Annotated in this window: 21 protein-coding genes; 15 read left to right on the forward strand and 6 right to left on the reverse strand. The window is 48.7% G+C overall.

What is annotated here, in order from left to right; translation table 11 throughout:
- Positions 1-80: 80 nt before the first annotated feature.
- Positions 81-2099 (reverse strand): NADPH-dependent 2,4-dienoyl-CoA reductase, encoded by a 2019-nt coding sequence (locus NA197_RS05005; RefSeq protein WP_064042833.1) that lies wholly within the window; start codon positions 2097-2099, stop codon positions 81-83.
- A 170-nt stretch (positions 2100-2269) separates the two neighbouring features.
- Positions 2270-3649, reverse strand: a complete 1380-nt coding sequence (ygjG, locus tag NA197_RS05010) for a putrescine aminotransferase (protein ID WP_001520281.1) — start codon at positions 3647-3649, stop codon at positions 2270-2272.
- Between the two features lie 429 nt (positions 3650-4078).
- Here ygjG and NA197_RS05015 point away from each other — a divergent pair, with 429 nt between their 5' ends.
- On the forward strand, positions 4079-5599 hold the full coding sequence (locus NA197_RS05015; RefSeq protein ID WP_000094645.1) for a methyl-accepting chemotaxis protein: 1521 nt from the start codon (positions 4079-4081) through the stop codon (positions 5597-5599).
- Between the two features lie 387 nt (positions 5600-5986).
- On the forward strand, positions 5987-7555 hold the full coding sequence (locus NA197_RS05020; protein WP_000478462.1) for a methyl-accepting chemotaxis protein: 1569 nt from the start codon (positions 5987-5989) through the stop codon (positions 7553-7555).
- Here NA197_RS05020 and NA197_RS05025 read toward each other — a convergent pair.
- Entirely contained in the window at positions 7552-8199 is a 648-nt protein-coding gene (locus tag NA197_RS05025) for a PadR family transcriptional regulator (RefSeq protein WP_086011941.1), read from the reverse strand. The two genes, NA197_RS05020 and NA197_RS05025, sit on opposite strands and share 4 nt — an antisense overlap.
- 231 nt (positions 8200-8430) lie before the next feature.
- Between NA197_RS05025 and NA197_RS05030 the strand changes: the two genes are divergently transcribed.
- The 4 genes from NA197_RS05030 to NA197_RS05045 all read left to right on the forward strand — a co-directional run bounded on the left by NA197_RS05030 (position 8431) and on the right by NA197_RS05045 (position 12032).
- Positions 8431-9198 (forward strand): siderophore-interacting protein, encoded by a 768-nt coding sequence (locus NA197_RS05030; protein ID WP_000213684.1) that lies wholly within the window; start codon positions 8431-8433, stop codon positions 9196-9198.
- Positions 9199-9514: 316 nt separating this feature from the next.
- Positions 9515-10915 carry a site-specific integrase gene (locus NA197_RS05035; protein WP_058657989.1) on the forward strand — a complete coding sequence of 467 codons (1401 nt, stop codon included), beginning with the start codon at positions 9515-9517 and terminating at the stop codon, positions 10913-10915.
- The gene (locus NA197_RS05040) at positions 10912-11694 is read left to right on the forward strand and encodes a hypothetical protein (RefSeq protein WP_064042835.1); all 783 of its coding nucleotides are present in this window, start codon (positions 10912-10914) and stop codon (positions 11692-11694) included. Before NA197_RS05035 ends, NA197_RS05040 begins: the two co-directional genes overlap by 4 nt.
- A gap of 146 nt (positions 11695-11840) precedes the next feature.
- Positions 11841-12032: a helix-turn-helix domain-containing protein gene (locus NA197_RS05045; protein ID WP_058657987.1), complete on the forward strand. Its 192-nt coding sequence runs from the start codon at positions 11841-11843 to the stop codon at positions 12030-12032.
- Positions 12033-12062: 30 nt separating this feature from the next.
- Here the strand turns inward: NA197_RS05045 and NA197_RS05050 are convergent, their stop codons facing one another.
- The gene (locus NA197_RS05050; RefSeq protein WP_170872875.1) at positions 12063-12239 is read right to left on the reverse strand and encodes a YlcI/YnfO family protein; all 177 of its coding nucleotides are present in this window, start codon (positions 12237-12239) and stop codon (positions 12063-12065) included.
- A 175-nt stretch (positions 12240-12414) separates the two neighbouring features.
- On the opposite strand from NA197_RS05050, the gene NA197_RS05055 reads away from it, so the two are divergent.
- The 8 genes from NA197_RS05055 (at position 12415) to NA197_RS05090 (ending at position 20162) form a co-directional block, all read left to right on the forward strand.
- The gene (locus tag NA197_RS05055) at positions 12415-12591 is read left to right on the forward strand and encodes a host cell division inhibitor Icd-like protein (RefSeq protein ID WP_024134542.1); all 177 of its coding nucleotides are present in this window, start codon (positions 12415-12417) and stop codon (positions 12589-12591) included.
- Entirely contained in the window at positions 12584-12943 is a 360-nt protein-coding gene (locus NA197_RS05060; RefSeq protein ID WP_064042836.1) for a hypothetical protein, read from the forward strand. The genes NA197_RS05055 and NA197_RS05060 overlap by 8 nt, the downstream gene beginning before the upstream one ends.
- Positions 12944-12974: 31 nt before the next feature.
- Positions 12975-13259 (forward strand): hypothetical protein, encoded by a 285-nt coding sequence (locus NA197_RS05065; protein ID WP_001011721.1) that lies wholly within the window; start codon positions 12975-12977, stop codon positions 13257-13259.
- Complete coding sequence (locus NA197_RS05070) at positions 13256-13639, forward strand: DUF5375 family protein (protein WP_001075577.1); 384 nt, start codon at positions 13256-13258, stop codon at positions 13637-13639. Before NA197_RS05065 ends, NA197_RS05070 begins: the two co-directional genes overlap by 4 nt.
- Positions 13636-16308 (forward strand): DUF927 domain-containing protein, encoded by a 2673-nt coding sequence (locus tag NA197_RS05075; protein ID WP_371062111.1) that lies wholly within the window; start codon positions 13636-13638, stop codon positions 16306-16308. Before NA197_RS05070 ends, NA197_RS05075 begins: the two co-directional genes overlap by 4 nt.
- 400 nt (positions 16309-16708) lie before the next feature.
- Positions 16709-17470 (forward strand): phage polarity suppression protein, encoded by a 762-nt coding sequence (locus NA197_RS05080; RefSeq protein ID WP_064042838.1) that lies wholly within the window; start codon positions 16709-16711, stop codon positions 17468-17470.
- Positions 17470-17742, forward strand: coding sequence for an ogr/Delta-like zinc finger family protein (locus NA197_RS05085; protein WP_074181569.1), 273 nt, complete (start codon positions 17470-17472; stop codon positions 17740-17742). The genes NA197_RS05080 and NA197_RS05085 overlap by 1 nt, the downstream gene beginning before the upstream one ends.
- A gap of 428 nt (positions 17743-18170) precedes the next feature.
- A complete protein-coding gene (locus NA197_RS05090) occupies positions 18171-20162 on the forward strand; it encodes an ATP-binding protein (protein ID WP_064042839.1) in 1992 nt (663 codons plus the stop codon).
- A gap of 604 nt (positions 20163-20766) precedes the next feature.
- On the opposite strand, the gene NA197_RS05095 is transcribed toward NA197_RS05090, so the two are convergent.
- Together NA197_RS05095 and NA197_RS05100 are read right to left on the reverse strand one after the other, a co-directional pair.
- Positions 20767-21780 carry a phage integrase gene (locus NA197_RS05095; RefSeq protein WP_015386347.1) on the reverse strand — a complete coding sequence of 338 codons (1014 nt, stop codon included), beginning with the start codon at positions 21778-21780 and terminating at the stop codon, positions 20767-20769.
- A 226-nt stretch (positions 21781-22006) separates the two neighbouring features.
- A complete protein-coding gene (locus tag NA197_RS05100) occupies positions 22007-22621 on the reverse strand; it encodes a phage repressor protein CI (protein ID WP_015386349.1) in 615 nt (204 codons plus the stop codon).
- A gap of 101 nt (positions 22622-22722) precedes the next feature.
- Between NA197_RS05100 and NA197_RS05105 the strand changes: the two genes are divergently transcribed.
- Positions 22723-22959 carry a hypothetical protein gene (locus NA197_RS05105; RefSeq protein ID WP_015386350.1) on the forward strand — a complete coding sequence of 79 codons (237 nt, stop codon included), beginning with the start codon at positions 22723-22725 and terminating at the stop codon, positions 22957-22959.
- The last annotated feature ends 7 nt before the right edge of the window (positions 22960-22966 follow it).

Consider the following 22966-nt stretch of genomic DNA (forward strand, 5'->3'; position numbering starts at 1 on the left):
GGCGCTCAAGCGTCATACCGGCCTATAAAACCGGTATGACGGCGTAAGCCCGATAAGCGCAGCGCCATCAGGCAAAGTCGTTAAATCTCCAGCGCCAGTCGGGTGCCCTGGGCAATCGCCCGTCGGGCATCCAGCTCCATCGCGACATCGCATCCGCCGATAAGATGTACCGTTTTACCTGCGGCGCGTAACGGGTCCGCCAGTTCACGGCGGGGTTCTTGTCCGGCGCAGATCACCACATGATCCACTTCCAGCAACTGCGGTTCGCCGCCGATCAAGAGATGTAATCCGTCGTCGTCGATCTTCTGGTAACTGACCGCCGGGATCATCTTCACGCCGCGCGCCAGTAACGTCGCGCGATGGATCCAGCCGGTGGTTTTACCTAACCCTTCGCCCGGCTTACTGGCTTTGCGTTGCAGCATGACGATTTGCCGTGGACTACGTGCCAGGCGCGGGCCTTCCGGGCGCAGACCGCCTGCCTGTTGCAGGCTGGTATCAATTCCCCATTCCGTACAAAATTCAGCAATATTTTGGCTGGTGGATTCGCCGTGCTGGCTCAGATACATGGCCGTGTCAAAACCGATCCCGCCGCAGCCGATGATCGCCACTCGTTTACCAACCGGCGCTTTATCGCGCAATACCTCCAGGTAGGTCAATACTTTTGGATGATCGATACCGTCTATCGGCGGGCGGCGCGGTACTATTCCACAGGCGAGGATCGCTTCGTCAAACGGCTGAAGATCCTCTGCGTTCACCTGTTGGTTCAGTTTCAGCGTAACGCCAGTAACATCGATCATTCGACGGTAGTAGCGCAGCGTTTCGTAAAACTCCTCTTTACCCGGGATCTGCCTGGCGATAGTAAACTGACCGCCAATTTCACTCTGAGCGTCAAACAGCGTGACATGATGGCCGCGCGACGCGGCGTTAATCGCGAAAGCCAGCCCCGCAGGGCCTGCGCCGACAACGGCCAGATTCTTTTTGCGTATGGCCGGCGTTATCGGCATGTGGGTTTCGTGACAGGCGCGCGGGTTCACCAGACAGGAGGTCACTTTGCCGATAAAGATCCGATCCAGACAGGCCTGATTACAGCCGATACAGGTGTTGATCTCATCTGCGCGTCCGGATTGCGCTTTAGTCAGGAATTCGGCATCGGCAAGGAAGGGACGCGCCATCGACACCATATCGGCATCGCCGCGCGTCAGGATCGTCTCGGCGACCTGCGGATCGTTAATGCGATTGGTCGCGATCAGCGGAACCGACACATGACCTTTGAGTTTCCGCGTCACCCAGCTAAAGGCGCCACGCGGTACTGGCGTGGCGATGGTCGGGATTCGCGCCTCATGCCAGCCAATGCCGGTATTAATTAGGCTTGCGCCTGCGGCTTCAATGGCTTGCGCCAGTTGTACCGTTTCGTCGAACGTGCCGCCATTTTCCACCAGATCGAGCATCGACAGGCGATAGATAATAATAAAGTCGTTCCCTACCCGCTGGCGTACCGCGCGTACTACCTCAACCGCGAAGCGCATACGGCTGGCATAGTCGCCGCCCCATTCGTCATCGCGATGGTTAGTTCGCCGGGTGAGAAATTCATTAATCAGATAGCCCTCTGATCCCATCACCTCTACGCCGTCGTAGCCTGCTTCCCGCGCCAGTTGCGCGCAATGCGCGAAGTCGTCGATTAACTGCAAGATTTCATCATGCGTCAGTTCGTGCGGCATAAAGCGGTTGATTGGCGCCTGAATTGCCGACGGCGCGACCAGGTGCGGCTGATAGCTGTAACGCCCGGTGTGCAGAATTTGCAGCGCGATTTTACCGCCTTCCGCATGTACGGCATCGGTCACCACGCGGTGAGGCGTTAATTGGCTGGCGTCGCTCAGCATCGCGCCGCCGGTCATCACGACCCCGGAGGGAACGGGCGCAATACCGCCGGTGACGATTAACGCTACGCCGTGTCGTGCGCGCTCGGCATAAAATGCCGCAAGGCGCTCAGCGCCATCAGGATGTTCTTCCAGACCCGTGTGCATCGATCCCATCAGCACACGGTTTCTGAGAGTAGTAAAGCCCAGATCGAGCGGGGCGAACAGCGATGGGTAGCTCATAAGCGTATCCAGTATGTAAAATTATTGTTATGTGGTCGGATGAGTTACTACTGTAGCCGTCGCGAGGTAAAAGGGAAAAGGGGAATGTGGTGATTGTGATGGGATTCAAAAAAGAGGCCGCGACCCGGGGAAAACAGGCCGGATAAGCATAGCGCCATCCGGCATCGTTTTTAAACCTCTTCAACGCTCACCTGCATCGCCGCCAGCGCATTACGCGCTGATTTCAATACCTGTTCGCACAGTTCAATGGTTAGCGTGAGCGGTGGCTCAATACGAATTGTTTTCGCATTATTCAGCGTACCAGCGACCAGCACGCGTTGACGGAACATCTCACTGGCAAAACGGTAGCCCGTTTCGTTATCGACAAATTCAATGGCCATCAACATACCTTTGCCGCGAGCATCGTGTACCAGATTGGGATATTCACGCGCAAGTTGTCGAAAACCATCCAGGAGCGTATCGCCTTTTTGTTCCGCCTGGGCCGGGAGATTTTGCTCCAGCAGGACGTTAATGGTCGCCAGCGCGGCAGCACAAGCCAGCGGATTACCGCCAAAAGTGGTGGTATGCAGGAAGGGGTTGTCGAACAGAACCGAAAACACCTCTTCAGTCGCGATGGTGGCGCCAATCGGCATCACGCCGCCGCCCAGGGCTTTCGCCAGACACAGAATATCAGGCTGCACATTTTCGTGCTCACAGGCAAACATCTTGCCGGTACGCCCCATGCCGGTTTGTACTTCATCCAGAATCATCAGCGCGCCGAATTCGTCACAGAGCTTACGTACCTCTGTCAGGTATCCCTGCGGCGGCAGGATCACGCCGCCTTCACCCTGAATAGGCTCCAGAATCACGGCTGCTATCTCGTCGCCCGTTTTTTTGCCTTCGCTAAATGCCATGCTCATCGCGTCGATATTGCCAAACGGCACATGGCGGAAGCCCGGCAGTAAAGGCATAAAGGGTCTGCGGAAGGTGGATTTGGCCGTGGCGGAGAGCGCGCCCAATGATTTGCCATGAAATGCGCCGCTGGTGGCGATAAAGGTAAACTTGCCGCGCGGCGACTGATACGCTTTTGCCAGTTTTAGCGCCGCTTCGACGGATTCGGTGCCGCTGTTACAGAAAAAGCTGTACTTGAGTTTCCCCGGTGTCAGCGCCGCCAGCGTTTTTGCCAGCATCGCCCGCAAGGGATCAAGTAACTCCTGGCTGTGGAGAGGTTGTTTTGCGAGTTGATTCTGGACGGCGGATACCACAACAGGATTACGGTGCCCCACGTTAAAGATGCCAAACCCCCCAAGACAGTCGATAAACTCCTGCCCCTGGGTGTCGACAAGCGTATTCAAACTGCCCGCTTGCCACTCTACGGCTCCGTAATCCCCGCCGGCGGTAACAGATTTCCGGTATTCCAGAAATCCTGGATTTACATGCTCTTTAAAGTAGTCAATGACCTCTCGGTTTAGTGCTTTCATTTCCTCATGGTTTAGCGTTCGCTTCTCGATGAGATTCAGTGCGTGCGCGCTACAGGCCAAAGCCGATGCGCTGGAAGGTAACCTGTTCAAAATGAGCTCCAGAGGGCCGTGTATCACATGATACTGAATTAAGTATTGCAGGGATTAGCGGGGGTCTAAGCCCATAGTGAAAATCGGGATAAACACCAGGAATAATCACATTTACACAACATTTAATGTCATACGTTAACAATTGGATGCATTTTGAGCAGATCTTGTTTTACGGTTTACGGTGTGTTGCGTTAGCGGCGGCATGAGAAAAAGGTGAGCCAGGGCAGATTTTAAAGAAAAAGGTTGCCCACGCTAAACAATTTCATAATGAAAATAAGGCGCGGGATGAGGTGAAAATCGTACAAATATTAAGGATTAATCGCAAATTGCGATCCAGAGCAATTTTAACAACTAAAGATAAATAGATTAGCGCCGAAATAACATCTGAGCGAAAAATTAACATCCAGATAACCTGCACAGGACGCTATCATGTCTTCTCATCCCTACGTCAGCCAGCTAAATACCCCGCTGGATGATGATACCACTCTGATGTCTACGACCGACCTGGAAAGCTATATCACTCACGCCAATGACACTTTTGTCCAGGTGAGCGGCTATCAGTTAAACGAGTTACTGGCGCAGCCACATAATCTGGTGCGTCATCCGGATATGCCGAAAGCTGCCTTCGCAGATATGTGGTACACCCTAAAACAGGGCGAACCGTGGAGCGGCATTGTGAAAAACCGGCGTAAAAACGGCGATCATTATTGGGTGCGGGCCAACGCGGTACCGATGATACGTGAAGGGCGTGTGACGGGATATATGTCGATCCGTACCCGCGCCACGGATGATGAGATTGCCGCCGTCGAGCCTTTATATCAGGCGCTAAATGAAGGGCGGTGTAGTAAACGTATTCATAAAGGCCTGGTGGTTCGTCAGGGCTTGCTGGGCAAACTGCCCGCGATGCCTGTTCGCTGGCGAGTGCGTAGCATTATGGGGCTAATGGCCGTAATGCTGGCGTTGGCGCTGTTCGGTACGGATGCCTCATGGCAGGCGTTGTTGTTGGGCGCGTTGGCGATGCTGGCAGGTACGGCGCTATTTGAATGGCAAATTGTGCGTCCCATTGAAAATGTGGCGACGCAGGCGCTGAAAGTGGCGACCGGCGAACGCAACAGCGTACAACACCTTAATCGTAGCGATGAGTTGGGGCTGACGCTGAGGGCCGTGGGGCAGCTTGGCTTGATGTGCCGCTGGCTGATCAATGACGTATCAAGTCAGGTGTCCAGCGTCAGAAACGGCAGTGAAAGGCTGGCGAAGGGTAACAATGATCTGAACGAACACACCCGTCAGACCGTGGAGAATGTTCAGGAAACGGTAACGACCATGAACCAGATGGCGGAGTCCGTGAAGCTCAATTCCGAGACGGCTTCCGCTGCGGATAAGCTTTCCATGGCGGCCAGTAGCGCGGCGACTCAGGGAGGTGAGGCGATGGATACGGTGATTAAAACGATGGATGATATCGCTCACAGTACGCAACGTATCGGGACGATCACCACGCTAATTAACGATATCGCTTTTCAGACGAATATCCTGGCGCTGAATGCGGCGGTAGAAGCGGCGAGAGCGGGCGAGCAGGGGAAAGGGTTTGCCGTGGTTGCTGGCGAGGTACGCCATCTTGCCAGCCGCAGCGCTAACGCGGCGAACGATATTCGTAAATTAATTGATGCCAGCGCAACGAAGGTGCAGTCAGGCTCCGAGCAGGTGCACGCCGCAGGCCGTACCATGGATGACATTGTAGCCCAGGTGCAAAATGTCACCCTGCTTATCGCACGGATCAGTCAGTCGACGCAGGAACAGACAGATGGGCTTTCCAGCCTGACTCGCGCCGTGGACGAGTTGAACCGCATAACCCAGAAGAATGCGGCGCTGGTGGAAGAGAGCGCACAAGTCTCCGCGATGGTAAAACACCGTGCCAGCCGGCTGGAGGATGCGGTCACGGTACTGCATTAAGTTTATTTGTAGGTAGCAACGGTAATGACATCCGCCCGGTAGCAACAAGCTTACCGGGCGGATGCGCTCTGATAGAAGGCGGTGCCTGCCATCATAGAGAGTATCAGTGGCCTGTGATGTTAAAAATAATGTGATATTTATTCCTTCTCCCTTGTCTACCTATTAATAGGTATAAACTCAGTTAATAAATAAGAAATGGTTAACCTTTTAGCGTATTTCTTTCATTATTAGTGCCAATTTATGTCACTTTTGGTTCATCTTTCTGTGAACAATAAATATTACTTACTAATAATGTTCCGAAATAAAAAGCGATCAATATCATAAAGTTAGTAACATTATTGCCGATAAATCTTCCTGTATGAGGATATGCAATCCCAGGGAGAAAATATGTTTTTGCATAACATTAAAATACGTTCAAAATTATTTATGGCCTTTGGCTTATTCATTGTTCTCATGGTGGTGAGTTCCGCTCTGTCTTTGTTTAGCCTTGATCGGGCTAATACGGGTATGCAGGACATTATTACCAATGATTATCCCACCACGGTAAAAGCCAATCTGTTAATCGATAATTTTAATGATTTCATCATCGCGCAGCAGCTCATGTTACTGGATGAAGAGGGGCGCTGGAGCCAGAGCTCGCAGAAAGAACTCAGTGAGATAAGCCAGCGCATTTCGGCGTTACTGGATGAGCTTTCCAGGGAAAATAGTCACGATGCGGATTCACAGAAAATCATTAATGAAATCCGTGAAGCGCGCCAGCAATACCTGGAGTCCAGATTCCGTATTTTGAAAGATATTCAAAGCAATAATCGTCAGGCGGCCATTCAGGAGATGATGACCAGAACGGTGCAGGTGCAAAAAGTCTATAAGGACAAAGTCCAGGAACTTATCGCTGTTCAGGACGCGCAGATGCATGAAGCGAGCGTGCAGGTCAAAGAGGATTTTAAAAATAATCGGACGCTGTTAATCACTTTGGCGCTGATAAGCATCGCCGCCGGAGGCGTAATGGGATGGTATATTGTGCGTTCTATTACCCGGCCGCTTGATGACGCAGTACGCTTTGCCGAGGCGATTGCCGATGGCGATCTGACTCGCCATATCACCACCGACTATAAAGATGAAACAGGCGTACTACTGCAAGCGTTAATGGCGATGAAAACGCGTCTGCTGGATATCGTACAGGAAGTGCAAAACGGTTCGGAAAGTATCTCCACAGCGGCGGCGCAAATTGTCGCCGGTAACCAGGATTTGGCGGCGCGTACGGAAGAACAGGCCAGCTCGGTTGAAGAAACGGCGGCGTCGATGGAACAGATTACCGCCACGGTTAAAAATACGGCTGACCATACCAGTGAAGCGACCAAACTCTCTGCCGGTGCCGCCAGCGTGGTGAAAAACAATGGGGAGATGATGAATCAAGTGACGCAGAAAATGCGCGTCATTAACGATACGGCAAATCGTATGTCGGATATCATCAATATCATTGATTCCATTGCCTTTCAGACCAATATTCTGGCGCTGAACGCGGCGGTTGAAGCGGCGCGCGCGGGCGAACATGGACGTGGTTTTGCCGTTGTCGCCGGAGAGGTTCGCCAGTTGGCGCAAAAGAGCGCCTCGTCAGCCAGTGAAATCCGTAATTTGATTGAAGATTCAACCAGTCAGACTCAGGAAGGGATGCACCTGGTGGAGAAAGCCAGCGCCCTGATTAATGGCATGGTGGATAACGTCGAAGAGATGGATGTGATATTACGCGAGATTGGGCAGGCCAGCCGCGAGCAAACTGACGGTATTTCGCAGATTAACAGCGCGATTGGCCTGATTGACGCCGCCACGCAACAAAACTCCTGCCTTGTGGAAGAGTCTGTTGCCGCCGCAGCGTCGCTGAACGAACAGGCGTTACATTTAAAAGAGCTGGTTAACGTGTTCCGCGTCCGCGAAGAGGACACGCAGCCCGCTTAATCCAGTTCGGCGATTTCCAGCGCCGCGCGATCAATCACGCCGATAATGCGTTTGATTTGCGCGTCGTTGATATCGCTGTGGTTTATCCGCAGATCCAGCACGGCCTTGAAGTTATCCAGCGCCCGCTTCATCTGCGGATTTTTACGTAACTCCATGCCCACACAACGGGCTTTTAGCCGCGCCTGAATATGCGTCAGGTGTTCGCGATTTTCATCAAGCCATTGCGCGCCGTTCGCGGTAATCGCGATTTTTTTCCGCCCGCCTTCTTCGTCGCTAATCGTGATAAATTGCTGATCCTGTAAAAAATCCAGCGTAGGGTAGATCACGCCAGCGCTTGGCGTATAGCCGCCCCCCGTCAGGTTTTCTATCGCTTTAATCAGTTCATAGCCGTGGCTGGCGTCCCGGGTCAGGATATCAAGAATGACCAGCCGAAGTTCCCCGTGGCCAAAAAATCGCTGACGTCGACCACCGCCCTGTCCATGACGACCACAGCCGTGTCCGTGACGGTGTTCGCCGCCGCAACTGGCGTTCTCATGCTGATGCGCGCTATGGCAGCCTTCATGCTGATGTTCTCGATCTTTGCAGCAACCATCGTGCTTATGATCCTGGTTTTTGCAACACCCTTCATGTTGATTTTGCATCATTGTCTCCTGCTTATTTAGATATATCTAATTTATATCTAAATGATGGATTTTAGCAAGGGCAAAAGCGCTTTTTGCAATAATATATTAATTTATAAGGTTTTATATTAAGGTTATAGTTAGCTACGCGTTGCCAGAACACTATCAAAAAACAGTTGCATTTTTACTGATTAACAATCATTATCATTTAAAACTTTAATTTAGATATATCGTATTACTTCACGAAGGCAAAAAATGACGACATCATCCGCACGCTACCCACAGCGTGTTCGTAACGAACTGCGTTTTCGCGAGCTAACCGTTCTGCGGGTAGAACGTATTAGCGCAGGATTTCAGCGGATCGTACTTGGCGGCGAGGCGCTGGACGGTTTCACCTCCCTGGGCTTTGACGATCACACGAAAGTTTTTTTCCCTGAGCCAGGCTGTCGCTTTACGCCCCCGACAGTCACTGAGGAAGGCATTATCTGGGGGGAGGGCGTTCGTCCGGTCTCCAGGGATTACACGCCGCTGTATGACGAGGCGCGTCGCGAGCTGGCGCTGGATTTCTTTATCCACGATGGCGGCGTAGCCAGCCGTTGGGCAATGGAAGCCCGTGAAGGCGATACACTGACGATTGGCGGGCCGCGCGGTTCGCTGGTGGTGCCGGAAGATTATGCCTGTCAGGTTTATGTCTGCGATGAGTCCGGTATGCCTGCGCTACGTCGTCGTCTGGAATCGCTTAGCCGTCTGCCTGCGCGCCCTGCGGTAACCGCGCTGGTGAGCATTCAGGATGCGGCATACCGCGATTATCTCGCCCATTTGACGGATATTACTGTGGAATATGTTGTTGGCGACGATGAACAGGCAATGCAAACGCGCCTGTCGCAGCTGACAATACCAGAATCAGACTATTTCATCTGGATTACTGGCGAAGGCAAAACGGTAAAACGTTTAAGTCAGTGCTTTGAAAAGGGGTTTGATCCACACCTGGTACGTGCGGCAGCCTATTGGCATCGTAAATAGCGGTATGGGGCGAGCCCTGTCAGAAACAAAAAAGCCACTCTTTAGAGTGGCTTAATTATATGATTTTAAAGCTAAAATTTGGTGGCCCCTGCTGGACTTGAACCAGCGACCAAGCGATTATGAGATATCGCGCATTAAATTAACCACAAATAATTTTATATTTTTATCTATATCTTTCATTGAGTTATTGGTTCTATTTGATTAACCATGATTATACATAGTTCCCTTTAAATCATAATGTAAGGTAGCCTAGGGGTATCCTGGCTTAGGCCAAGCGATTTTAAGGCAATTTTTTAAGGATCTAGGATACCGCATCGTGGAATCATTCAAGTTTACCAAGTCAAAGCTTGCCGAACTCCCTGCAGCCCCTAAAGGAAAACAAGTTGATTATCATGATTCTCACGTTAAAGGACTTCGGCTAAGAGTTGGAGCTTCGGGAATCAAGACATTCTGCGTTGTTAGAAAAGTTAAAGGTGCATTTATTCGTGCAACTTTAGGGAGATTTCCAGAAATCACGATTGAGCAAGCCAGGGCTAAGGCATTGGATAAGCTTGGTGACATAGGTATGACGGGGCGAAACCCAAATGTTGTATCTCGTGAAGAAAGTCTTTCTAACGTAACTTTGCGTGAAGCCCTTGAATTGTATATCAAGACGCGTGGACACCGACTTAAGCCTGCAACTGCGAATCAGTATCGAGGTCTATTACAGAACTTTTCTGGTGATTGGTTGGATAGACCTATGGCAAATATCTCACGTGATGATGTATTTAACCGTCATAAAAAAATTACGGATGGAACGGTTTGGTATGGGGAATGTTTATCTAAACTTAGAGCAGGGGTAGGTAAGGGGAGTCGTTCTCAAGCTGATCTTTGGGGGCGCGCATTGAGAGCTGTTTATAATTTTGCAAATGATAACTATAGGGATCAGCTTGGTAGCAAATTACTTCCTGAGCCGCCAACGGTTGTTTTAAGTAGCAAACGGCAATGGCATGGCTTGGTCAGAAAGAATACACGCATTCGCAATAAAGACTTGGGCCGTTGGTTAAAATCAGTTGAATTTGTTCGAAAGCATGCTCTAGATATTAGAGATGATCATGCATTGTCTGTTTGTGATGCTATTGATATGGCACTATTTACTGGTTTAAGAAGGGGGGAAGTATTTGGGCTTGAATGGGAACGAGTTAATTTAGCTGGTGGTTATTTTTGGATTGATAAAACTAAAAATGGAGAACCGTTAGAGTTACCTATTACTAAAACATTGCAGGTTATTTTTGAAAGACGCCTACAGTTTAAAAAAAATAGCTCAAGATTTGTTTTCCCTGCATTGAGGGGGGGAGTGATCACCGATCCCCGTAAAGTTATAGATAAAATTGTTGCAGCTACTTCATCTGGTGAGTTTGACGGTCAGTTACCTATTAATTTTACTTGCCATGATGCTCGGCGTACATTTGCAACAATTGCGGAGTTGAGTGGTGTAGGAACTTATATTTTGAAAAGACTTATGAATCACAGATCAGGTAGGGTTTCTGATGTGACAGCTGGTTATATAAGTCTTCCTGTTGAGGAGTTGGTTGAGCCTGCAGCGCGGATAGAAATGAAAATTATGCAAGAGGCAGGTATTCAAGTACCATTTATCAATACTAAAGAGTTATTAGCAAGTTTATCTAAGGAAGATAAATCTAAGCTTCTTGAAGAGTTGTTAAGGGAGAGGAAATGAATACTGATTTGGATGTTAAGCCATTTATAAACGAAACAATAAAGGCTTTAATGGGATATTCAGAACGGTCCGGGATATTATCTCCTCAAGCTGTTCAGTGTTTTAATAATGCACTAAATCAATCATTGATTAACCGTTATGATACCAGTTTTGTGTTTGAAACGTTACTTACTATTATAGAAAGTGCATCTAAGAGAGATTTGAAATTCAATTTTGATAGGGTTTTAAGAAATACAAAGGGCAGAGATTTTTCTGGTAATGTTTTAGACTTCGATTCTGTTTTTAATAATATAAAATTCACGGCTAAAGATAACTCATTATCTTTTAATGAGCATGAGTTGAGCACGTTATCTATGGTGGTTTTTTTAAAAGAACAGGGCTATATCTCACAAGCGGAAGATATTCTAACTGTTCTAAAAGATGAAATATTAAGACGAGTTTATCTTGATTACTATAAATCACAGTTCAGAAGAGTTGTTTCTTTCTATTTGAAAAATGGTAATGAAGTTTTTCAAGATGTAGGAAAATCAGTATCTACAAAAAGAGGACCAAGAAATAAAAATTATAAAGAAGTATATAAAATAGTTTGCTTAACGATTGGAGAATATCCTGACGTATCACATTACTCATTAAGTAACAAGTTAGCTGTACATTTTGCAAATCATAAAAATGCCCCTTCTAAGCAAACATTGATGAGATGGGTGCAAGATATCCGTAGTGAACTATGTCAGACACCTCATGAGCCATACATAAGACGCTTCAAACTGATAACACAATAACGCTATGATTTTTAAATGATCATTAGCCAATGAGTATACTTATTATCTCATAATGATCATACTATTTGGCTAATGATTCTTTTAGTGAGCTAGCTTTCGATTTATCGTTCTAATCACCAAAACGAGCAAGACAAGAGGTGATAACGATGTACATGAAAGAGCGACTCACAAGAAAAGAAGCGGCTGAATACATTGGTGTTACACCAGCAACAATGGCAAATTGGGCTAGTACAGGTAAAGTCTGTATTCCCTTCTATAAGGCGGGCTTGAAAAAGGTCATATATTTGCGTACAGATTTAGACGAGTTTATAAGCTCAACTAAAAGATTACATGCGTAATATGGGCATTATAATGCCCATATCTAAAACTCACTTGTTTTTATTAATAGCAAATTGACGCTTTCTTATTTCTGCCTCTAAAGCTGTAACAACAAATTGACCAGTGCTTTCACCCGTATTTTTAAGTTTTTCTACGGCATCAGCTATTTCATGAGGTACACGCACATCAAATCTTTTGGATTTCGCATTGATAGATTTAGTCGCCATTGATTTGTCCTTTAAGGTAGGTGTCGGACAATGATAGACAAAAAAAGAACAGTTGCAATACTTGACGTGTCGGACACCTTGAAATACATTGTGTCCGACACCTAGTTGCAATGCCTCTAGGTTGCTTGGAACCACCCTAGAGGCATTTAACCAACCGTTATAAGAGGTAACGAAGATGGCTAAACAGAAGTGTACCTGGTTATTTGCTGCGATCAACCGCAGTCAACGCAATGCCCGTCCTGTGATGTTAAGGATCGCCGCAGATAACGAGCGTTCAGCGCGACGCAGACTTGCCCCGGACTACGTGCTGAGCTTTGCCGGTCGCATTCCATGTGGAGGTGAACATGCGTAATTATCCGCAACCCGGCGAACGCTGGCAGCATGAACATGGCTGGACCGTCACGATTATCCGATTAATGGAAGCCACTCCCTCCGTGGCACTGGTTAATCCTGAATTCAGCCGAGAAGTGCTGATACGTTATGACAGCGACAACCAGATTTCTTCCTGCCCTCTGGCATGGTTTGAACAGCGGTATACGCGCCTGTTTGATGCGCCGCTCTTTAAACCTTCACCAACTCCGGCAGGAGGTAGTGGCTCCGGCCCGCTAACGCTGCATCCGTCAGTGGTATTTTCCCGCTGGCGGGAGCGCAGCATACGGCGTTCTGCTGAACCTGACGACAATCACTATTCAAAGTTTCTCTGACAAAACGCCGCTGAAAACGGAGTAATCCACGATGAATTTTTCAAACGGGCACAACAGTGCTCAGGGCCACACTTTGCCTGAAAAACACAATACCGGTGCTTTTGCCTATGGATTGTCAGAGGACGGTTTCGGAAAGCTGACTCGCGCAAGAAATGCCTGCGACATGCTCCAGCTTCTCTTTTCTGAATACCCGTCTCAGGGCGGAACGCTGGATGCAGGCTGTGCGCCAGGCATTGCCGCGCTGATGGAGTACCTGCGGGCAGATTTGACGGATATTGCGCACAGTTGCGAACTGATTGAAGGAGGCACCCAATGAACCAGCCGCAGGTTTCTATTTTTCCGGCAGAAATGACTACTGCGCTTTACCGGCGGGCTATTGCATCGGCATGGCGCCAGAAAGCGCTGACTGAAACCGGCTGCGATCAATATGGTCCGCACAGCCTGACGGTTGAACGTATTGAAATGGCCATTGCCCTGCATATCGAGTGCGCATTGATTAACGAATATGGCGAAGCACAGGGAGCAGCGGCGGCGCTGGCGCTGCTGACTGACATGCTGGAACCATCATTGCTGACCGCGCCGCCGGTACTGACTGTGCGCGGCTGTGAAGTGATGGCGGAGCTGTACCGCACGCTTCCGGCGGCCTTTGATGACTTCTGCAGCACGGGTGTGGCGCTGCATCAGGGGGAAGTATGACAACACAGACGGTTACGCAGATTTCAGCCGCCGCGCGGGGGAAATGGCCCGTTATTCTGCAGATGCTGCGTATTGATGTACCTGAAAACGGCAGGCACGGTCCCTGCCCGAAATGTGGGGGCAAGGATCGTTTTCGCCTCGATGACCTTGACGGGCGCGGGACGTGGATTTGCAGCGAGTGCGGCAATGGTGATGGTCTGGATCTGGTTAAGCTCATGACCGGTTACGGTGTCAGAAAGGCAGCGCAGGAGGTGGCGCAGGTGCTTAATATGCCGGATGTGCAGAAATTGCCCGTTAAGCCCGCCAGGCAAAAAGCTCCTAAACGCGACATGAGCCTTACCGTGGCGGCGCTGATGAAAGAGAGCCACACGGGAGAAAGCCCCTATCTGACCGGAAAAGGGTTCGCCGGATACCCGGCCCCCCTGACCGGGAGCGTGCAGCATATCAGCGGTAAGGATTTTCCTGTCGGCTCCCTGCTGCTACCGCTCACGACCAACGCCGGAGCCGTGACCGGTGCGCAGCTTATCGCCCCGACGGGTGAAAAAAGCATACTGCCCGGCAGCACGATGAAAGGCGCGTTTGTGGCGCTCAGTCCGTTACCGTCTGAACCACCGGTACAGGTGGTGATTACCGAAGGTTACGCCACGGCACTGACGGTGAGCCAGATCACCGCCGGATGCGTAGTGGCTGCCATATCTGCTGGCAACCTGCCCAACGTCGCACAGGCGCTGCGGGCACGCTGGCCTGAGGTAAAAATTATCATCGCCGGTGATAACGATTTTCAGGACGGGGGCGAGAATCCCGGCAGATCTTTTGCTGAACGGGCGGCAAAAGCCGTTGGCGGCTGGATGACGCTGCCACCGGGAGAGATTAAGGCCGACTGGAATGATTTCCACCGGGAGCACGGTATTACCCGCGCCCGCGAAGCCTTTCGTAACGGTCTGGTGCTGTGCGGGGAGGGCCGCACGCAGCTGCCGCACGGGTTCCGTCTAACCCAGGAATACCTCTGGTATGAAAAGCAGGTACAGCGCAACGGTGAGACGGAGATCCAGAACGTCAAAATATGCAACCCGCTGCGCGTGACGGCAATCACCTGCGATGCTGATGGCGGTAACTTCGGGCGATTGCTGGAGTGGGAAGATACGTGGGGTGAGCGCCGCCGCTGGGCGATGCCGATGGAAATGCTGAGCGGCAGCGGTGAGGAGCTGCGCCGGGTACTGCTGGTCAACGGACTGTCCTATATCAGCACCACCGGTGAGGCCCGCGCACGCCTTATGGAATATATCTCTCTTTGTAAACCGGAACGCCGCGTGACCTGCGTCAGCCGCACCGGCTGGCATGGTCAGGTTTACGTCCTGCAGGATGAGGTCAGCGGTGAAGGTGCAGAGGGTGTCATTCTCCAGACCACTTCCGTGCAGGGTCGCGATTTCCGCGTGTCGGGCACAACGGAGGAATGGCGGGAGCACGTTTCCCGCTACTGCACCGGCAACTCCCGCGTGGCGTTTGCCGTCAGTCTGGCGTTTGCTGCCCCCCTGTTACGGTTGGTTGGTATGGACGGCGGCGGCTATCACCTCAAGGGGGAATCGACGGACGGTAAGACCACCACAATGAAAGCGGCAACCTCCGTCTGCGGCGGGCCTGACTACTGGCAGACGTGGCGGGCAACCGGCAACGCGCTGGAGGGATGCGCCAGCCGCCGCAACGATGCCGCCATGATGCTCGATGAGATCCGGGAGGTGGACGGACGCGAGGCAGGCAATATCGCCTACATGCTGGCAAATGGTCAGGGCAAGGGCCGTGCCGGTACGGACGGTGAGCTGCGCACCCGTAAGCAATGGCGGCTGCTGTTCTTTTCAACCGGCGAGCTGTCACTGACCGAACATGCGGCAAAAGCTGGTGAGCGTACCTTTGCCGGGATGGAAGTCAGGATGATCCAGATCCCCAGCGATTCCGGGAAATTTGGCGTATTTGAGGAGCTGCACGGCTTCGACAGCGGCAAGGCACTGGCGGAACATCTGGAGTGGGCCACGTCCAGCTACTACGGTTCGCCGTTCCGGGAGTGGCTGAAAGCCCTGACCGCTGACCTTAACGGGCTGACGGCACAGGCAAAGTCACTGATGAAGGAATATACCGCCGCGCTGACCCCGAAAGATGCGGGTAATCAGGTGGGCCGGGCCGTCAACCGATTTGCACTGGTGGCGATGGCGGGCGAGCTGGCAACCCGTCTGGGGATCACCGGCTGGCCTGAGGGTGAAGCGCTGCGGGCAACCCGCGTCTGCCTGAACGCATGGCTGAAAGATCGCGGGCATACTGCCAATCAGGAAGATATTGCCGCGCTGGAGCAGGTACGCAGTTTCTTTACCGCGAATCAGTACAGCCGCTTTGCAGACTGGCACGACGAGCGCAACCGCCCTGGCAATATGGTGGGCTGGCGCAGGGTGGAGAAAGGCAGTACCGCGCAGGGCACGGAAGCCGTCACCACGTTCTACGTCATGCCGTCCGGCTGGAAAGAAATCTGCCGGGGATTTGACCCGCGCAAGGTGGCGCGTTTGTGCGCGGATCGTGGATACCTGCTGCCCTCCACCGATGGCAAGCTACAGACAACCATTCGCCCGCCAGAGATGAATCCCCGCAGACTCTATGTCTTCAACAGCGAGGTGCCGGGTTAAGGCTTTGCGTGAGTCTTATTTATTAAGGGTAACAGGTGAAACAGGTGGAACAACCGTATTTTACAAGGGCTGAGCCTGTTCCACCTTTTGAAATAGTGAGGTGGAACAGGTGGAACGCCAGCCGATCCGCTGTTCCACCTTGTTACCCGCGATGTTCCACCTGTGCTGTGCCTATAAATACTTTATAAAACAATGCTGTAACACATGTTTCACCTGTTCCACCACAGCAGGGACATAACGCAGACTGAAACCGAGGCATTTTTATCTGGCTGGCTTTCATAGCCACGCCTGAATAACTGCAAACGCCCGTTGTGCCAGCCACCACACACTGAGCACCGATAGTGCGCTTGTGTCAGCCACGACACAATTGACGTAACGAAGCAACCCGACAGGAGAAGTCATGAACAACACCGCAGAGAATACCAGCCTTTCCACTTTTCCGGCTGTAACGCAGCGGGCACTGGAAACCCTCAACACAGCCAGAAACGCATGGCTTGAAGCACGTCGTCAGCAAAAAGCGGCAGCAGATAATATTGCGACAATCCGCCAGCGCCGCGCTGAAATGGAAGCCACGACGAACGCGCTGAATGATGAGTGGCGCACGCTGTTTCGTGAAAGTCAGGGCGTAGTCTCAAAGGAAATGAAAAAACTGCGCACGGAAATTGCGCTGGGACGAGAAACGCTTGAGGATTTTGATGAACTGCTGGCAGCTCAGGAAAGCGAAAATGCCTTATTACCGCAGGAGGCCGGGAAATTAGCCGGGCAGTATATCAGCGCACATAACACCCTTGTGGAAATTCGCGCAAAGCAAATCTGGGAAGACTTCATGCAGTCGCATGGTAAGGCGTTAATCCAGACACTGAGCCTGCTCAAAACCACAATGGGGCGGGAAGCCAGTGCCGTTGTGGGTGTGGTGAATTCAGTTAATGACCCGGACACAGTACTGAAAGACTTTATTCACAAACATATCACCAAACTGGCTCTTACTAACGCTGCGATGCCGGAACAGGACCCGGTATTTAAACTGGCAGGTGTTGCGCCGGATTATGCTGCCCTTGCTGATTTCCGCAAACTTCCCTCTCCGGCGGCCCTTCATAAAATGAAGATCCGGCAGGAACGTGAAGAACTGCAAAAACGTAACCGGGCCGTGGAGGGTATCTGATGGCACTTAAATGTCCCGAATGCGGCACTACGGCACACGCCAGAACCTCCGCCTATGAAGCACCATCGGTTAAACGCTCATGGTATCAGTGCCAGAATCTTGAATGTTCCTGCACATTTACCGCACTGGAAAGTGTGGATACGATAATTATGAAACCGCGGCGCAATGAACAGGAATCAGATGAACCGGAAAAGCCTGAAAAGCAAAAGAGAACGCTCAATCGCTATGGCTCTGCATCAAAACTGTCAAGCCGTCAGCAAATCCCTGTCTGATCAACATAAAACGCCCACGTAATCCCGGTACTGTACCGGGATTTTTTACGCCTTTTTCCTGGCTGGCCTGAGAGCGCATGAGTGCATGTCTATGGTGCATGAAAACGCATGAGTCTCATGCGCCGTTTTTGACGCGAAAGCCCTTGTGTGGCGGCTCCTGAGACGATTTACGGGGTGCATGAAAACCATTCTGTTAAGCGAAGCGGGCAGGCGGGCGGGGCTGTTCGCGGAGTGGGAATAAATGGTAATGCTATAGGGGCTGGTCACACATAGATAAGAGGTTCACGAATAGTATGCTTGTTATCGTAACTGAGATGGTCCTATCAAAATCAGAAATCAAACACAGTGTTACGTGCAATTTATAGAATTTTCACAGAAAACATATACAATCGTTTCTAACATAGGATTCTGATTAAGTAGGGATTATTATGGCTATTCAAAAAAAACAAACAAAAAATTCTGAAAGAAGTATTAAAAGCCAGTTAGAAAAACTTACTGTCGAAAAAGCTATTTCCGAATATATTTGGAATGCTTTTGATGCTGAGGCCACAAATGTTAATATTACAGTTGTTCCGAATGGTCTAAGTGGAATATCGTCAATAGAAATTATTGATGATGGAACTGGCATCGATTTCAACGAAGTCGATGAAACTTTCGGACAGTTTTTAGACTCCAAGAAGAAAGCAAAAAGAACACCTGTTACAAGAGGACATAAAGGTAAGGGGCGGTTTTCATTCTGTAAATTCGCTGATAAAGCCGAATGGACTAGTTGGCGTAATGGGCAAGAATTTACGCTAACTATAGTTTCATCGCATCTAAATGAATATGAATATTCAGATTTATCCACGTGCTCTCATAAAAATTCTGGAACTAAGGTGGTCTTTAATCCTGTAACAATAGCTGAAGATTATTTTAATTCAATAGTAATACCTTATTTGCAGAACGATATATCTTGGTTGTTAGTGGCAAAACCAAAATTAAAGTTAAGAATAAATGGTCAACCTATTAGCCCAATCGGATATGCTTCAACTTCAAATGTTACTGAATTTGGAGAGGAAGATTTCAATTCAAAAACAGTTATATGGTCCAGTAAGCCGGTAGTAGAAAAATCATATATATATTATTTAAATAGCCAAGGTGATATTGTTTACAAAGAGTTTTCTGAAATGAACAAAAAAGGATTTGATTGTTCATCCTATGTAATATCAAGTTGGTTCGATGATTTCTCTGAGTCAAGTGACTTGTTTAGTGAATCGGATAACAGCGTTGATTCAGATGTTTTTAAATACATCAGTCTTAAGGTTAAGGGGCAATTAAGGGAAGAGTACAGGAAATATAAGAATAATGCAGCAGATCAACTCATTCAAAGCTATTTAAATGAGGGTGTATTTCCAGAATATAAAGGTGAGAATAGAATGCTCAATGAATTTAAAAGGAATCAACTCATTGAAACTATAAAAGTTATTTATGAGGCTGAACCTCAAATATTCTCATCATTAAACAAAAAACAAAAGAAAATTCTAATTAAATTATTAGACAGAATTGTTGAAACAAATAACTTATCTAATCTCTTTGATATCTTTGAAGGGATAGTTTCCCTATCCGAAGATGAGGTTGATAAACTTTCATCTGTAATAAAAAGAAGTTCACTTTCTAATATTACCAGGACTTTATCATTTGTTAACGATAGGCTGGATGTTATTGATTATTTCAAAAAAATGTTATATGAAAAGAAGAAAGAGTCGTATGAGGTAAAACACATTCAAAAGAGTATAGAAAATAACTTATGGCTTTTTGGAGAGCAATACACTCTAGTTGCATCAGAAGAAGATAAGTTTGATAAAGCTCTTAGAAAGTACCTGGAGAAGATTAAAGGCTTTAACGAAGAACATTATAATAAGTATAGTGTGCAGCATCCAGATAAAAATAAAGAAATGGACATATTTGCAGCGCAAAAAACAAAACGTTATACTGAAAATAATGAAGAATACTTTCATTGCATTGTGATTGAATTAAAGAAACCGAGTATAAAACTCGGTGATGAAGAGCTTGCACAAATAAAGTTATATAAAAATATAATATCTGCAACTGATGAATTCAAAGACGAAAACACAAAATGGGATTTTATTTTAGTTGGAAATGATATATCTAATAGTAAAATTACTGCTGCAAATTTATCATCAGATCTAGAAACTAATAAAATTCATGGTGAGTTTGGCTTGGTTCAAAAAACAACAAATATGAAAATTTACGTCAAAACATGGAAGCAAATCTTAAATGAGTATGATCTTAGATATAACGACCTGATAGATAAGCTTAAGTTGAAAGAGTTAGAAATTGCAGAAGATATGGGGCCTGATGAACTAACGGCAAAAATTGTAGAAAAAACGGCAGTACTTCCGAGTTCGATACAAGCTTAGTCGAAGGGATACTAAATAGCTGTACAGAATAGTGCTACACTTTTTGCCAGCCCTTGCGGGACAAAGAATTGGGGCTACTACCTCCGCTAAGTGGCACTACGCCCGGTTTGCTGTATGTTGCTCTTGCGTAGCTGCCTCATGTCAATAACTGGCAAGTGTAGCGGTATTAGACGCAGCTATTTGGCTATGCTCCCGTTTAATCCACATCCAGCGATACAGATTTTTGGGAGCACGGCTTGACTTGTTGATGTCAGCATATCGTACTCTAGATGAGACGTTTTTTGAGTACTGGTCCAATGTGCCGATCATTGTTGCTTAGTACAAGGCGTGAAATGGATTACGCTTTTTGCTGCTTAGATCACAATTGATAATCTATTCAAGTATCCTATAAGTAGCCTCAGAAACTAAAAAGGGCCTGCGATTTCTCGCAAGCCCTTGTTTTATTTGGTGGCCCCTGCTGGACTTGAACCAGCGACCAAGCGATTATGAGTCCCAAACTTAAAGCTTATAAAACAATAAGTTACTTTGATTTCAACGCCTTGCGCCGTCGAATAGTGGGGAATATGAAAGCATAGTGAATAGGTTTGCTGCCATTTTGCTGCCATCAAATCAGATTTAAGGGGTTGTACTCCACTGCTTCTGTCAGATGGTCTGGGGCGAAATGAGCATAGCGCATCGTCACCTTAATATCAGTGTGTCCAAGGATACGCTGCAGTACAAGAATGTTACCCCCGCGCATCATAAAGTGGCTTGCAAATGTGTGCCGTAGAACGTGTGACAGCTGCCCGTCAGGTAGCTCAATCCCCGCTCGCTTAATTGCCCCACGAAACGCAGAATAGCACCCCGTAAAGACTGGTTTTGATGTTCTTACTTTTGGGAGTATTTCGTAAAGCTCATCACTTATTGGAACGGCGCGGTTTTTCTTGCCCTTGGTTTTGATATAAGTGATTTTGCCGGGGCTTATTTGCTTGCCTGTCAGTGACTCCGCCTCGCCCCATCGTGCTCCGGTTGCAAGGCATATTTTTACGATGGTTACTAAATCTACCGCTTTGCTTTTCTCACACTCTGCCAGCAGTTGCTTGACTTCTTCGACTGTTAGCCAAGCCAGCTCTGCCTCGTCTATTTTAAATTCCCGGACGTTTTCGAGCGGATTGGGCGCGCTCCAGTCATCCAGTCTTTTCAGTTCGTTGAACATGGCGCGGAAATACGCCAGCTCAAGATTGACAGTACGGGGAGTCACTGCTTTTACCCGATCTGAACGTGTAATTTTCCCGCTTAAACGCTGTTCACGGTAGGTTGCAAAAAGTTTGGCGTTAAATTCAGTGGCGAGAGGGTTTCCCATAGCAAAGCAGGCAAATTCCATTGCACCTTTACGCTTGAGGCCATCAGAGAGTGTAACGCCATGTGCGTTGAACCAGGTTTCAACAAGATCAGTAACTCGCCGCTTATCTGCTTTTTCTCCTAACCAAGGCTTGTCCTGCGCTTGATCCTTAATGTGACGCTCAAAGGCCATGGCTTCGCCCTTGGTGGCGAATTGGCGACGGATGCGCCGCCCATCCCTACCGTTGGGGAAGACCTGAGCCTGCCACTTACCATTAGCTAACTTTGAGACAGCCATAATCAGTTTTTAGAGCAAATTCGCTTTGATTTACTGATAGTGCCGTCATTGCAAACAAATTTGCCATCAGATGTGCAGTGTGAGACGCCACCTTTTTTCCCAGAGCATGGGTAATTGCGTGCATATGATGGCTGTGTTGCCAAAAACACTAAACCTAACGTAACGATTGCCATTAATTTTTTCATGCTAGTAGCCTTAACTTATTTCCGTATAAAGTCGAATTCGCTCATTCTGTAAATGCTGTTTTGCTGATCACCCTACCGTTAACCTCAATATCCGATGGGGTGCATTCAAAGGATGCGGGACCATTCTCTACACGTAAGCGTCCGCCAGGAAGGCGATAAACTTGCCTGATGCTCAGAAAACCATCTAATTTAATCAACCAGATTCCATCGTTGATTTCTCCCCTGAACTCATCCACAAGATAGAAAGCCTTTTCAAACTTCACCAAGAACGGAGCTGTTGTATCTGGGGGGATAAGGCAGGAGTCATAACGGACCTGTTCAGATGATGAGTAAATCCCGTTTGAGATTTCTTTTAATTGCAAAAGCAATCCATTGTCATTGATTATTTTTGTGGTGGGAGTGCCTTGTCCTGTAGTTAACCAAAGCATGGATGCACCTGTATCAAGATGGCAGGCAATGAGCCAGTCATGCGGAAAAGTATCGCGCATCCAACGGTTTGCCATAGTGCTCTGGGATACCCCAAGGTGATCGCACAAAGCCTGTCTGGTACTGAATCCATAGGCCTGGAGAATACGAGTTATCGCTTCCTTCCCACCACTTTGAGATGGGAAATTGTATTCTGAGATCGCGAGAGGGGTCTCTTTTGTGTTTGACATATTTAAAATGCGATCCTATCATCGGTTTTGTGGTGTTCGGAATGATTGCGAATAGTTCCGAATAGTGAAGTTTTTAAACACAAACTGAGGAATAGTGCATCATGAAAAGCAATTTTTCAATGCGCCCCAGCATCAACCTTGTGGTATCTGAGCCATTCATCACACTGGATGAGTTCTGTCGCCGTACTGGTTACAAGCCTAGTTATGCCCGTCAAATGATCCGGGAAAACCGCCTGCCCATCAGGAAAAAAGCCGGAGTTAACAGCCTTATCGAAATCAACATGTTCGCGTTGACGATGGAAGCGGCCCAAGGCTGCGAAGTCGCAATGCAAGCCTGATAGTTCC

It is taken from the genome of Salmonella sp. NW884, from assembly GCF_051700745.1.
Classification (GTDB): domain Bacteria; phylum Pseudomonadota; class Gammaproteobacteria; order Enterobacterales; family Enterobacteriaceae; genus Salmonella; species Salmonella enterica.

Excerpts from the sequence above, each read along its gene's own strand:
- NA197_RS05060 (WP_064042836.1), top strand. The coding sequence starts at position 12,584 with ATGCGTAATTATCCGCAACCCGGCGAACGCTGGCAGCATGAACATGGC.
- NA197_RS05080 (WP_064042838.1), top strand. The coding sequence starts at position 16,709 with ATGAACAACACCGCAGAGAATACCAGCCTTTCCACTTTTCCGGCTGTA.
- NA197_RS05075 (WP_371062111.1), top strand. The coding sequence starts at position 13,636 with ATGACAACACAGACGGTTACGCAGATTTCAGCCGCCGCGCGGGGGAAA.
- NA197_RS05045 (WP_058657987.1), top strand. The coding sequence starts at position 11,841 with ATGTACATGAAAGAGCGACTCACAAGAAAAGAAGCGGCTGAATACATT.
- NA197_RS05085 (WP_074181569.1), top strand. The coding sequence starts at position 17,470 with ATGGCACTTAAATGTCCCGAATGCGGCACTACGGCACACGCCAGAACC.
- NA197_RS05020 (WP_000478462.1), top strand. The coding sequence starts at position 5,987 with ATGTTTTTGCATAACATTAAAATACGTTCAAAATTATTTATGGCCTTT.
- NA197_RS05040 (WP_064042835.1), top strand. The coding sequence starts at position 10,912 with ATGAATACTGATTTGGATGTTAAGCCATTTATAAACGAAACAATAAAG.
- NA197_RS05005 (WP_064042833.1), bottom strand. The coding sequence starts at position 2,099 with ATGAGCTACCCATCGCTGTTCGCCCCGCTCGATCTGGGCTTTACTACT.
- NA197_RS05030 (WP_000213684.1), top strand. The coding sequence starts at position 8,431 with ATGACGACATCATCCGCACGCTACCCACAGCGTGTTCGTAACGAACTG.
- NA197_RS05050 (WP_170872875.1), bottom strand. The coding sequence starts at position 12,239 with ATGGCGACTAAATCTATCAATGCGAAATCCAAAAGATTTGATGTGCGT.
- NA197_RS05100 (WP_015386349.1), bottom strand. The coding sequence starts at position 22,621 with ATGTCAAACACAAAAGAGACCCCTCTCGCGATCTCAGAATACAATTTC.
- NA197_RS05015 (WP_000094645.1), top strand. The coding sequence starts at position 4,079 with ATGTCTTCTCATCCCTACGTCAGCCAGCTAAATACCCCGCTGGATGAT.
- NA197_RS05065 (WP_001011721.1), top strand. The coding sequence starts at position 12,975 with ATGAATTTTTCAAACGGGCACAACAGTGCTCAGGGCCACACTTTGCCT.
- NA197_RS05055 (WP_024134542.1), top strand. The coding sequence starts at position 12,415 with ATGGCTAAACAGAAGTGTACCTGGTTATTTGCTGCGATCAACCGCAGT.
- NA197_RS05090 (WP_064042839.1), top strand. The coding sequence starts at position 18,171 with ATGGCTATTCAAAAAAAACAAACAAAAAATTCTGAAAGAAGTATTAAA.
- NA197_RS05070 (WP_001075577.1), top strand. The coding sequence starts at position 13,256 with ATGAACCAGCCGCAGGTTTCTATTTTTCCGGCAGAAATGACTACTGCG.
- NA197_RS05095 (WP_015386347.1), bottom strand. The coding sequence starts at position 21,780 with ATGGCTGTCTCAAAGTTAGCTAATGGTAAGTGGCAGGCTCAGGTCTTC.
- NA197_RS05025 (WP_086011941.1), bottom strand. The coding sequence starts at position 8,199 with ATGATGCAAAATCAACATGAAGGGTGTTGCAAAAACCAGGATCATAAG.
- NA197_RS05105 (WP_015386350.1), top strand. The coding sequence starts at position 22,723 with ATGAAAAGCAATTTTTCAATGCGCCCCAGCATCAACCTTGTGGTATCT.